11 protein-coding genes are annotated in these 11,550 nt (G+C 71.9%); all 11 read left to right on the forward strand.

What is annotated here, in order from left to right; translation table 11 throughout:
- Window positions 1–4: 4 nt before the first annotated feature.
- A complete protein-coding gene (locus tag ABD363_RS22350) occupies window positions 5–1,291 on the forward strand; it encodes a dihydroorotase (RefSeq protein ID WP_344606363.1) in 1,287 nt (428 codons plus the stop codon).
- Entirely contained in the window at window positions 1,288–1,857 is a 570-nt protein-coding gene (locus tag ABD363_RS22355) for a PH-like domain-containing protein (RefSeq protein WP_344606364.1), read from the forward strand. Before ABD363_RS22350 ends, ABD363_RS22355 begins: the two co-directional genes overlap by 4 nt.
- On the forward strand, window positions 1,854–2,996 hold the full coding sequence (gene carA, locus ABD363_RS22360) for a glutamine-hydrolyzing carbamoyl-phosphate synthase small subunit (protein ID WP_344606366.1): 1,143 nt from the start codon (window positions 1,854–1,856) through the stop codon (window positions 2,994–2,996). The genes ABD363_RS22355 and carA overlap by 4 nt, the downstream gene beginning before the upstream one ends.
- Window positions 2,989–6,297 carry a carbamoyl-phosphate synthase large subunit gene (gene carB, locus ABD363_RS22365; RefSeq protein ID WP_344606368.1) on the forward strand — a complete coding sequence of 1,103 codons (3,309 nt, stop codon included), beginning with the start codon at window positions 2,989–2,991 and terminating at the stop codon, window positions 6,295–6,297. Before carA ends, carB begins: the two co-directional genes overlap by 8 nt.
- 103 nt (window positions 6,298–6,400) lie before the next feature.
- Complete coding sequence (locus tag ABD363_RS22370) at window positions 6,401–7,507, forward strand: quinone-dependent dihydroorotate dehydrogenase (protein ID WP_344606381.1); 1,107 nt, start codon at window positions 6,401–6,403, stop codon at window positions 7,505–7,507.
- Window positions 7,504–8,343: an orotidine-5'-phosphate decarboxylase gene (pyrF, locus tag ABD363_RS22375; protein ID WP_344606370.1), complete on the forward strand. Its 840-nt coding sequence runs from the start codon at window positions 7,504–7,506 to the stop codon at window positions 8,341–8,343. The genes ABD363_RS22370 and pyrF overlap by 4 nt, the downstream gene beginning before the upstream one ends.
- Before the next feature lie 319 nt (window positions 8,344–8,662).
- On the forward strand, window positions 8,663–8,986 hold the full coding sequence (locus tag ABD363_RS22380) for an integration host factor (RefSeq protein ID WP_003977346.1): 324 nt from the start codon (window positions 8,663–8,665) through the stop codon (window positions 8,984–8,986).
- 59 nt (window positions 8,987–9,045) lie between these two features.
- Window positions 9,046–9,603 carry a guanylate kinase gene (gmk, locus tag ABD363_RS22385; protein ID WP_344606373.1) on the forward strand — a complete coding sequence of 186 codons (558 nt, stop codon included), beginning with the start codon at window positions 9,046–9,048 and terminating at the stop codon, window positions 9,601–9,603.
- 48 nt (window positions 9,604–9,651) lie between these two features.
- Entirely contained in the window at window positions 9,652–9,924 is a 273-nt protein-coding gene (rpoZ, locus tag ABD363_RS22390; RefSeq protein ID WP_004933985.1) for a DNA-directed RNA polymerase subunit omega, read from the forward strand.
- A gap of 121 nt (window positions 9,925–10,045) precedes the next feature.
- On the forward strand, window positions 10,046–11,248 hold the full coding sequence (coaBC, locus tag ABD363_RS22395) for a bifunctional phosphopantothenoylcysteine decarboxylase/phosphopantothenate--cysteine ligase CoaBC (protein ID WP_344606375.1): 1,203 nt from the start codon (window positions 10,046–10,048) through the stop codon (window positions 11,246–11,248).
- A gap of 238 nt (window positions 11,249–11,486) precedes the next feature.
- A partial coding sequence (locus ABD363_RS22400) for an S-adenosylmethionine synthetase N-terminal domain-containing protein (protein ID WP_308434842.1) occupies window positions 11,487–11,550 on the forward strand: 64 nt, incomplete at its 3' end.

The following is an 11,550-nucleotide window of genomic DNA, read 5'->3' on the forward strand; positions in this document are numbered from 1 at the left end:
GACCATGAGCAAGACCCTGATCCGCGGTGCGAAGGTGCTCGGCGGCGCGCCGCAGGACGTGCTGATCGACGGCGGGACCATCGCCGAGGTGGGCGCGGGCCTGAGCGCCGAGGGCGCCGAGGTCGTCGAGGCCGACGGCAAGGTGCTGCTGCCGGGCCTGGTCGACCTGCACACCCACCTGCGCGAGCCCGGCCGTGAGGACTCCGAGACCGTGCTCACCGGCACGCGCGCGGCGGCCTCCGGCGGCTACACCGCCGTGTTCGCCATGGCGAACACCTTCCCCGTGGCCGACACGGCCGGCGTCGTCGAGCAGGTCTGGCGGCTCGGCCGGGAGCACGGCTACTGCGACGTGCAGCCCGTCGGCGCCGTCACCGTCGGCCTGGAGGGGCGCAACCTGGCCGAGCTGGGCGCCATGCACGAGTCGGCCGCCGGCGTCACCGTCTTCTCCGACGACGGCAAGTGCGTCCACGACGCCGTGATCATGCGCCGGGCCCTGGAGTACGTGAAGGCCTTCGGCGGCGTCGTCGCCCAGCACGCGCAGGAGCCGCGCCTGACCGAGGGCGCCCAGATGAACGAGGGCGTCGTCTCCGCCGAGCTGGGGCTCGGCGGCTGGCCCGCGGTGGCCGAGGAGTCGATCATCGCCCGCGACGTCCTGCTCGCCGACCACGTCGGCTCCCGCGTGCACATCTGCCACCTGTCGACCGCCGGGTCCGTGGAGATCGTCCGCTGGGCCAAGTCCCGCGGCATCCAGGTCACCGCCGAGGTCACCCCCCACCACCTCCTGCTCACCGACGAGCTGGTGCGCACCTACGACCCGGTCTACAAGGTCAACCCGCCGCTGCGCACCGAGCGGGACGTGATGGCGCTGCGCGAGGCGCTCGCCGACGGCACGATCGACATCGTCGCCACCGACCACGCCCCGCACCCGCACGAGGACAAGGACTGCGAGTGGGCCGCCGCCGCCATGGGCATGGTCGGCCTGGAGACCGCGCTGTCGGTGGTCCAGGAGACCATGGTCGACACGGGCCTGCTGGACTGGGCCGGCGTCGCCGACCGGATGTCCTTCACGCCCGCGCGGATCGGACGGGCCACCGGGCACGGCCGTCCCGTCTCGGCAGGTGAGCCCGCCAACCTCGTCCTGGTCGACACGGCATACCGTGGCCGGGTGGACCCCGCGGACTTCGCCTCGCGCAGCCGCAACACCCCCTACGAGGGGCGCGAGCTGCCGGGCCGTGTGACGCACACCTGGCTGCGGGGCAAGGCCACGCTCGTCGACGGGAAGCTCACGTGACACCTGTGATCCTGCTGGCCGCCGAGAGGGAATCGGCGGAAGTGACCGACTGGGCGGCCCGCATCGGCTGGGTCGTCGGCCTCGCCCTGTTCGTCGCGCTCGTCTACTGGCTGATGCGCGAGGGCTGGAAGTGGCGCGGCACCCTCCAGGGCGACCTGCCCGACCTGCCCGTCGCGCCCGGCGAACCGGGCGAGCCGAGACTGACGACGAGCGGCCGCTACCACGGCTCGACCACCGCCGGGCAGTGGCTGGACCGCATCGTGGCGCACGGCCTGGGCACCCGCAGCCGTGTCGAGCTCACGCTGACGGACGCGGGCCTGGACGTCGTGCGCCCCGGCGCGACGGACTTCTTCGTCCCCGCCGCCGCGCTGCGCGGTGCCCGGCTCGACAAGGGCATCGCCGGCAAGGTCCTCACCGAGGGCGGTCTCCTCGTGGTGACCTGGGCCCACGGCGGGAAACTGATCGACTCCGGCTTCCGCTCCGACCGGGCGGCCGAGCACAGCGCGTGGGTCGACGCGATCAACTCCATGAGCAACACGAACACGACGGAAGGCGCCGAACGATGACGACCTCCACAAGGGGAGCCGGAAAGACTCCCGCCGTACTCGTCCTGGAGGACGGCCGGATCTTCCGCGGCCGTGCCTACGGAGCGGTGGGGGAGACCTTCGGCGAGGCGGTGTTCTCCACCGGGATGACCGGCTACCAGGAGACCCTCACCGACCCGTCGTACCACCGCCAGGTCGTGGTGATGACCGCCCCGCACGTCGGCAACACCGGCGTCAACGACGAGGACCCCGAGTCGAAGCGGATCTGGGTGGCGGGGTACGTCGTACGGGATCCCGCGCGCGTGCCGTCCAGCTGGCGCGCCCGGCGCACGCTGGACGAGGAACTGGCCGCGCAGGGCGTGGTCGGCATCGCCGGCGTCGACACCCGGGCGCTGACCCGGCACCTGCGCGAGCGGGGCGCCATGCGCGTGGGCATCTTCAGCGGCGACGCGATCCGGGACGACGCCGCGCTGCTGGCCCGCGTCCAGGAGGCTCCCCAGATGACGGGCGCCGACCTGTCCGCCGAGGTCGCCACCACCGAGCCGTACGTCGTCCCGGCGATCGGCGCGAAGCGGCTCACCGTCGCCGCGGTCGACCTGGGCATCAAGGGCATGACCCCGTACCGCATGGCCCAGCGCGGCATCGAGGTGCACGTGCTGCCCGCCACGGCGACCGTCGAGGACGTGTACGCCGTGGACCCGGACGGGGTGTTCTTCTCCAACGGCCCCGGCGACCCCGCCACCGCCGACCACCCCGTCTCCGTCATGCAGGGCGTCCTGGAGCGCGGCACCCCGCTGTTCGGGATCTGCTTCGGCAACCAGATCCTGGGCCGCGCGCTGGGCTTCGGCACCTACAAGCTGAAGTACGGCCACCGCGGCATCAACCAGCCCGTGCAGGACCGCACGACCGGCAAGGTCGAGGTCACCGCGCACAACCACGGCTTCGCCGTCGACGCCCCGCTCGACGAGGTCTCCGAGACCCCCTTCGGCCGCGCCGAGGTCTCCCACGTCTGCCTCAACGACAACGTGGTGGAGGGCCTCCGGCTCCTCGACAAGCCGGCCTTCAGCGTCCAGTACCACCCCGAAGCGGCGGCCGGCCCGCACGACGCCGCCTACCTGTTCGACCGCTTCGTGAAGCTCATGGAGGGCCAGCGTGCCTAAGCGCACCGATATCCAGTCCGTCCTGGTCATCGGCTCCGGCCCGATCGTCATCGGCCAGGCCGCCGAGTTCGACTACTCCGGCACCCAGGCGTGCCGCGTGCTCAAGGCCGAGGGCCTGCGCGTCATCCTGGTCAACTCCAACCCGGCGACGATCATGACCGACCCGGAGATCGCCGACGCCACCTACGTCGAGCCGATCACCCCCGAGTTCGTCGAGAAGATCATCGCCAAGGAGCGGCCGGACGCCCTGCTGCCCACCCTGGGCGGCCAGACGGCCCTCAACACCGCGATCTCGCTGCACGAGAGCGGGGTCCTGGAGAAGTACGGCGTCGAGCTCATCGGCGCCAACGTCGAGGCCATCCACAAGGGCGAGGACCGCGAGCGGTTCAAGGAGGTCGTGGAGGAGGTCCGCAGGAAGATCGGACACGGCGAGTCCGCCCGCTCGGTCATCTGCCACACCATGGACGAGGTCCTCGCCGGCGTCGAGGAGCTCGGCGGCTACCCGGTCGTGGTCCGCCCCTCCTTCACCATGGGCGGCGCCGGCTCCGGCTTCGCGCACGACGAGGAGGAGCTGCGCCGCATCGCGGGCACCGGCCTCGCGCTCTCGCCCACCACCGAGGTGCTCCTGGAGGAGTCCATCCTCGGCTGGAAGGAGTACGAGCTGGAGCTGATGCGCGACAAGCACGACAACGTCGTGGTCGTCTGCTCCATCGAGAACTTCGACCCGATGGGCGTGCACACCGGTGACTCGATCACGGTGGCGCCGGCGATGACGCTGACCGACCGGGAGTACCAGATCCTGCGGGACGTCGGCATCGCGGTGATCCGCGAGGTCGGCGTGGACACCGGCGGCTGCAACATCCAGTTCGCGGTGAACCCGGCCGACGGGCGGGTGATCGTGATCGAGATGAACCCGCGCGTGTCGCGCTCCTCGGCGCTCGCCTCCAAGGCGACCGGCTTCCCGATCGCCAAGATCGCGGCCAAGCTCGCCGTCGGCTACACCCTCGACGAGATCCCGAACGACATCACGCAGGAGACGCCGGCCTCCTTCGAGCCGACCCTGGACTACGTGGTCGTCAAGGCGCCCCGGTTCGCGTTCGAGAAGTTCCCGCAGGCCGACTCGACGCTGACGACGACGATGAAGTCGGTCGGCGAGGCGATGGCGATCGGCCGCAACTTCACCGAGGCGTTCCAGAAGGCGCTGCGCTCGCTGGAGAAGAAGGGCAGCCAGTTCACCTTCGTCGGCGACCCCGGCGACAAGGACCGGCTGCTTGAGGAGTCCCGGCGCCCCACCGACGGCCGGATCAACACGGTCATGCAGGCCATCCGCGCGGGCGCCACGGCGGAGGAGGTCTTCGAGGCCACGCGGATCGACCCCTGGTTCGTCGACCAGCTCTTCCTGATCAAGGAGATCGCCGACGACCTGGCGGCCGCCCCGGAGCTGACCGCGGACCTGCTCGCCGAGGCCAAGCGGCACGGCTTCTCCGACCAGCAGATCGCCGAGATCCGCGGCCTGCGCGAGGACGTGGTGCGCGAGGTGCGGCACGCGCTGGGCATCCGCCCGGTGTACAAGACGGTCGACACCTGCGCGGCGGAGTTCGCCGCGAAGACGCCGTACTTCTACTCCTCCTACGACGAGGAGAGCGAGGTCGCCCCACGCGAGAAGCCGGCCGTGATCATCCTGGGGTCGGGGCCGAACCGTATCGGCCAGGGCATCGAGTTCGACTACTCGTGCGTGCACGCCTCCTTCGCGCTGAGCGAGGCCGGGTACGAGACGGTGATGGTCAACTGCAACCCGGAGACGGTCTCCACCGACTACGACACCTCCGACCGGCTGTACTTCGAGCCGCTGACGCTGGAGGACGTGCTGGAGATCGTGCACGCCGAGCGGCAGGCCGGCCCCGTCGCGGGCGTCGTCGTGCAGCTGGGCGGGCAGACCCCGCTGGGCCTGGCGCAGGCGCTGAAGGACAACGGCGTGCCCATCGTCGGCACGCCTCCGGAGGCGATCCACGCGGCCGAGGACCGGGGCGCCTTCGGGCGGGTGCTGGCCGAGGCGGGCCTGCCGGCCCCCAAGCACGGCACCGCCACCACCTTCGCCGAGGCCAAGGCGATCGCCGACGAGATCGGCTACCCGGTCCTGGTCCGCCCCTCCTACGTGCTGGGCGGGCGGGGCATGGAGATCGTGTACGACGAGACCCGGCTCCAGTCCTACATCGCGGAGTCGACCGAGATCGGCCCGTCCCGGCCGGTGCTGGTGGACCGGTTCCTCGACGACGCGATCGAGATCGACGTCGACGCGCTGTACGACGGCGAGGAGCTGTACCTCGGCGGTGTGATGGAGCACATCGAGGAGGCCGGCATCCACTCCGGCGACTCCGCGTGCGCGCTGCCGCCGATCACGCTGGGCGGCTTCGACATCAAGCGGCTGCGGGCCTCCACGGAGGCCATTGCGCGCGGGGTCGGCGTGCGCGGCCTGATCAACATCCAGTTCGCCATGGCCGGGGACATCCTCTACGTCCTGGAGGCCAACCCGCGCGCCTCGCGCACCGTGCCCTTCACCTCCAAGGCCACCGCGGTGCCGCTGGCCAAGGCGGCCGCCCGGATCTCGCTGGGCGCGACCATCGCCGAGCTGCGCGCCGAGGGACTGCTGCCGGCCCGCGGGGACGGCGGCGAGCTGCCGCTGGACGCGCCGATCTCCGTCAAGGAGGCCGTGCTGCCCTGGAGCCGGTTCCGGGACGCCTCCGGCCGGGGCGTCGACACCGTCCTGGGCCCGGAGATGCGCTCCACCGGCGAGGTGATGGGCATCGACTCCGTCTTCGGCACCGCCTACGCCAAGTCCCAGGCGGGCGCCTACGGGCCGCTGCCGACCAAGGGGCGGGCGTTCATCTCGGTCGCCAACCGGGACAAGCGCTCGATGATCTTCCCGGCGCGTGAGCTGGTCGCGCACGGCTTCGAGCTGCTGGCCACCTCCGGCACCGCCGAGGTGCTCAAGCGCAACGGCATCCACGCCACCGTGGTGCGCAAGCAGTCCGAGGGTCCCGGCCCGAACGGCGAGAAGACCATCGTCCAGCTCATCCACGACGGCGAGGTCGACCTCATCGTCAACACCCCCTACGGCACCGGCGGCCGCCTGGACGGCTACGACATCCGCACCGCGGCCGTGGCCCGCTCCGTGCCCTGCCTGACCACCGTCCAGGCCCTGGCCGCCGCGGTGCAGGGCATCGACGCCCTCCACCACGGCGACGTCGGCGTCCGCTCCCTCCAGGAACACGCGGAATTCCTGATCGCGGCCCGCGACTGACGGACCCGAGGGGGACACCGGCAACGGTGTCCCCCTCGTCATGAACCCCCTTTCACAGCCCTCCCACGGGCCCTTGGACGAGGACACCCGGGACACCCACACCATGTACAAGCTCTTCTTCCGCCTGGTCTTCCAGCGGATGGACCCCGAGCGGGCCCACCACCTGGCCTTCCGCTGGATCCGCCTGGCCGCCCGCATCCCGGTGCTGCGCACCTTCCTCGCCGCCGCGCTCGCGCCCCGCCACGAGGAGCTGCGCACCGAGGCGTTCGGGCTGCGCATGCACGGCCCCTTCGGGCTCGCCGCCGGCTTCGACAAGAACGCGGTCGGCATCGACGGGATGGCGATGCTCGGCTTCGACCACGTCGAGATCGGCACCGTGACGGGGGAGCCGCAGCCCGGCAACCCCAGGAAGCGGCTGTTCCGGCTCGTCGCCGACCGGGCGCTGATCAACCGCATGGGCTTCAACAACGACGGTTCGCTGGACGTCGCCGCGCGGCTGGCCGCCCGCAGGCCCGTCTTCCGGACCGTGGTGGGCGTCAACATCGGCAAGACGAAGGCGGTGCCGGAGGCCGAGGCCGTCGGCGACTACGTGAAGTCGGCCGAGCGGCTGGCGCCGTACGCCGACTACCTGGTCGTGAACGTGTCGTCGCCCAACACGCCCGGCCTGCGCGACCTGCAGGCCGTCGGCCGGCTGCGCCCCCTGCTGACCGCCGTCCGCGAGGCCGCCGACCGCCGGGTGCCGGACCGCCGCGTCCCGCTGCTGGTGAAGATCGCGCCGGACCTCGCCGACGAGGACGTCGACGCCGTCGCCGACCTCGCCGTCGAGCTGGGCCTGGACGGGATCATCGCCACGAACACCACCGTCGCGCGCGAGGGACTCGGTCTGACGGCCCCGCCGTCCCTGGTGAAGGAGACCGGGGGGCTGTCCGGGGCGCCCCTGAAGGCACGCTCCCTGGAGGTGCTGCGCCGCCTCTACGCGCGCGTGGGCGACCGCATCACCCTGGTGGGCGTCGGCGGCGTCGAGACCGCCGAGGACGCCTGGCAGCGCATCCTCGCCGGCGCCACGCTCGTCCAGGGCTACAGCGCCTTCGTCTACGAGGGTCCCTTCTGGGCCCGCGCCGTCCACAAGGGGCTCGCCGCACGCCTGCGCCAAAGCCCGTACGCCACCCTCGCCGACGCGGTCGGCGCCGATGTGAGGAGGACGGCATGACCGAGGCCTTCGGAGCGCGGCTGCGCCGCGCCATGGACGAGCGCGGCCCCCTGTGCGTCGGCATCGACCCGCACGCCTCGCTGCTCGCCGACTGGGGCCTGGCCGACGACGTGGCGGGCCTGGAGCGGTTCAGCCGCACCGTCGTCGAGGCGCTGGCCGGCCGGGTCGCCGTGCTCAAGCCGCAGAGCGCGTTCTTCGAACGGTTCGGCTCGCGCGGCATCGCCGTCCTGGAGACGACGGTGCGCGAGGCCCGGGAGGCCGGCGCGCTGGTCGTGATGGACGCCAAGCGCGGCGACATCGGCTCCACCATGGCCGCGTACGCCGAGTCCTTCCTGCACCGGGACGCCCCGCTGTTCTCGGACGCGCTCACCGTCTCCCCGTACCTCGGCTACGGCTCGCTGAGCCCGGCCGTCGCGCTGGCGCGCGAGAGCGGCGCGGGGCTGTTCGTGCTGGCGCTGACCTCCAATCCGGAGGGCGGCGAGGTCCAGCACGCGGTCCGCGCCGACGGCCGCGGCGTCGGCGCCACCATGCTGGCCCACCTGGCCGCCGAGAACGCGGGGGAGGCGCCCCTGGGCTCCTTCGGCGCGGTGGTCGGCGCCACGCTCGGCGATCTGTCCGCGTACGACCTGGACATCAACGGCCCGCTCCTGGCGCCCGGCATCGGCGCCCAGGGGGCCACCCCGGCCGACCTCCCCCGGGTGTTCCGCGCCGCGGTGCGCAACGTCGTGCCGAACGTCAGCCGGGGCGTGCTGCGGCACGGTCCGGACGCCGGCGCGCTGCGCGCCGCCGCGGACCGGTTCGCGCAGGAGATCCGGGCCGCGGTCGCCCCCGGGTGACCCCTGCGGGGACGCCGTGGTGGAATGCGGGAGTCCCCCATCGGACGGCTCGGGGCCGGCCCGGGCCTGGATACAAGCTCAAAACGAGGGCATTATGTCCTCAATGCCCGACCTCACGGAGGCTGACCAGGACTTTTCCGCTGTTCTCGCTGACTCTGGCGGACTTGCCCGCTAGTCTCCGACGAGTGGGAGCACCTCCGTGCCCTCGGGGCAGGAGGAGACAGCGGGCAAGCGTGTTGTTCGTGGCTCCCCAGGTGTGGGGCGACTAGGTTCCTCACCGGTCCGTATCCGACAGTTCGACATCCGAGGTGACGTAGGCGTGGCTCTTCCGCCCCTTACCCCTGAACAGCGCGCAGCCGCGCTCGAAAAGGCCGCCGCGGCTCGCCGGGAGCGGGCCGAGGTCAAGAATCGACTCAAGCACTCCGGCGCCTCCCTCCACGAGGTCATCAAGCAGGGCCAGGAGAACGACGTCATCGGCAAGATGAAGGTCTCCGCCCTCCTTGAGTCCCTGCCGGGCGTGGGCAAGGTCCGCGCCAAGCAGATCATGGAGCGACTCGGCATCTCCGAGAGCCGTCGTGTGCGCGGCCTCGGCTCCAACCAGATCGCCTCCCTGGAGCGCGAGTTCGGCAGCACGGGCTCCTGACCCCGGCCGCGGCCGGAAGGGAGTCCCGGGTCCGCCGGGATTGCTGGAATAATCGCTGCATGAGTGAACGTCCGCGGCTGACCGTGCTCTCCGGCCCCTCCGGGGTCGGCAAGAGCACGGTCGTCGCCCATATGCGCAAGGAACATCCCGAGGTCTGGCTCTCCGTGTCGGCGACGACGCGCAGGCCCCGGCCCGGTGAGCAGCACGGGGTCCACTACTTCTTCGTCACCGACGAGGAGATGGACAAGCTCATCGCCAACGGCGAACTGCTGGAGTGGGCCGAGTTCGCCGGCAACCGCTACGGCACGCCGCGTACGGCCGTGCTGGAGCGCCTGGAGGCGGGCGAGCCGGTCCTGCTGGAGATCGACCTGCAGGGCGCGCGGCAGGTCCGCGCGTCCATGCCGGAGGCCCGGCTGGTGTTCCTGGCTCCGCCCTCCTGGGAGGAGCTCGTGCGCAGACTCACCGGACGCGGGACCGAGCCGCCCGAGGTGATCGAACGCCGTCTCGCGGCGGCGAGGATCGAGCTGGCGGCCGAGCCGGAGTTCGACGAGACCCTGGTCAACACCTCCGTCGAGGACGTGGCGCGCGAGCTGCTAGCCTTGATGGACGTCGTGTGATCGTCGCTGATCCTGACTGATTCTTTCCCATCCATCGGAAGGTAGAGCGTGTCCTCTTCCATCTCCGCGCCCGAGGGCATCATCAACCCGCCGATCGACGAGCTCCTCGAGGCCACCGACTCGAAGTACAGCCTCGTGATCTACGCGGCCAAGCGTGCCCGTCAGATCAACGCGTACTACTCGCAGCTCGGCGAGGGTCTCCTCGAGTACGTCGGTCCCCTCGTCGACACCCACGTCCACGAGAAGCCGCTCTCGATCGCCCTGCGCGAGATCAACGCGGGGCTGCTGACCTCCGAGGCCGTCGAGGGCCCGGGGCAGTAGTGTGCTCAGTCCGTAGCTGACTTCTCCACAGGCCCGGCAGCGCGACTGCCGGGCCTGTGGTGTGTGATGGACTCCCGCGCCGGGAGCCGCGGCGCACGTTTCCGAGGTCCGGGGAGAGACGGTGGACAAGCCGAAGGTCGTTCTGGGGGTCAGCGGCGGCATCGCCGCGTACAAGGCCTGCGAGCTGCTGCGCAGGCTGACGGAGTCGGGTCACGACGTCCGGGTCGTCCCCACCGCCTCCGCGCTGCGCTTCGTCGGCGCCGCCACCTGGTCCGCGCTCTCCGGCAACCCGGTCTCCACCGAGGTCTGGGACGACGTCCACGAGGTCCCGCACGTCCGCATCGGCCAGCACGCCGACCTGGTGGTCGTCGCCCCGGCCACGGCGGACACGCTGGCCAGGGCCGCCCACGGCCTCGCCGACGACCTCCTCACCAACACCCTGCTCACCGCCCGCTGCCCGGTCGTCTTCGCCCCCGCCATGCACACGGAGATGTGGGAGCACCCGGCCACCCAGGAGAACGTGGCGACGCTGCGCCGCCGCGGCGCCGTCGTCCTCGAACCGGCCGTCGGCCGGCTCACCGGCGCCGACACCGGCAAGGGCCGCCTGCCCGACCCGGCGGAGATCTTCGAGGTCTGCCGCCGCGTGCTCGCCCGGGGCGCGGCCGAGCCGGACCTCGTGGGCCGGCACGTCGTCGTCAGCGCCGGCGGCACCCGCGAGCCCCTGGACCCGGTCCGCTTCCTCGGCAACCGCTCCTCCGGCAAGCAGGGCTACGCCCTCGCCCGCACCGCCGCCGCGCGCGGCGCCCGCGTCACGCTGATCGCGGCGAACACCTCGCTGCCGGATCCGGCGGGTGTGGACGTCGTGCCCGTGGGGACGGCCGTACAGCTGCGCGAGGCGGTGCTGGGAGCGGCCGCCGACGCCGACGCGGTGGTCATGGCGGCGGCGGTCGCGGACTTCCGTCCGGCGGTCTACGCCGCCGGGAAGATCAAGAAGAAGGACGACCGGGACCCCGAGCCCGTCGCCCTGGTGCGCAACCCGGACATCCTCGCGGAGATCTCGGGCAGCCGCGCCCGCCCCGGCCAGGTGATCGTCGGCTTCGCCGCCGAGACGGACGAGGTGCTGGCCAACGGCCGCGCCAAGCTGAAGCGCAAGGGATGCGATCTGCTGGTGGTGAACGAGGTGGGGGAGCGCAGGACGTTCGGCTCCGAGGAGAACGAGGCCGTGGTGCTCGGCGCCGACGGCAGCGAGACCCCCGTGCCGCACGGGCCGAAGGAGGCCCTGGCCGACACGGTGTGGGACCTGGTCGCCGCGCGGCTGAGCTGAAGATTTCCTCCGCCCGGGACACGCCCGGGCCTCGCGCATCCGGGCGTGGCACTCCTGGCCAAGGCCGCTCGCCATTGGGCAGAATGCCCGTGCCGCAGGTCACAGCCCTCCCGAGAGACGAGACGGGGGTCCCGTGACCGAACGCGACCGATAAACTGTTCTCGGACGACGCCGGGTGCAGCTCCCCGTGCCGTCCGCCCATGATCAGCCAGCAGCCGCTGCAACCCCAGGGAGCGTTGTGTCCCGTCGCCTGTTCACCTCGGAGTCCGTGACCGAAGGTCACCCCGACAAGATCGCTGACC

The organism is Streptomyces glaucus, assembly GCF_039533365.1.
In the GTDB taxonomy this organism is placed as follows: domain Bacteria; phylum Actinomycetota; class Actinomycetes; order Streptomycetales; family Streptomycetaceae; genus Streptomyces; species Streptomyces glaucus.

What these genes read in the sequence shown, in the direction of transcription:
- ABD363_RS22350 (WP_344606363.1), top strand. Translation starts at nt 5, where the DNA reads ATGAGCAAGACCCTGATCCGCGGTGCGAAGGTGCTCGGCGGCGCGCCG.
- carA (WP_344606366.1), top strand. Translation starts at nt 1,854, where the DNA reads ATGACGACCTCCACAAGGGGAGCCGGAAAGACTCCCGCCGTACTCGTC.
- ABD363_RS22370 (WP_344606381.1), top strand. Translation starts at nt 6,401, where the DNA reads ATGTACAAGCTCTTCTTCCGCCTGGTCTTCCAGCGGATGGACCCCGAG.
- pyrF (WP_344606370.1), top strand. Translation starts at nt 7,504, where the DNA reads ATGACCGAGGCCTTCGGAGCGCGGCTGCGCCGCGCCATGGACGAGCGC.
- gmk (WP_344606373.1), top strand. Translation starts at nt 9,046, where the DNA reads ATGAGTGAACGTCCGCGGCTGACCGTGCTCTCCGGCCCCTCCGGGGTC.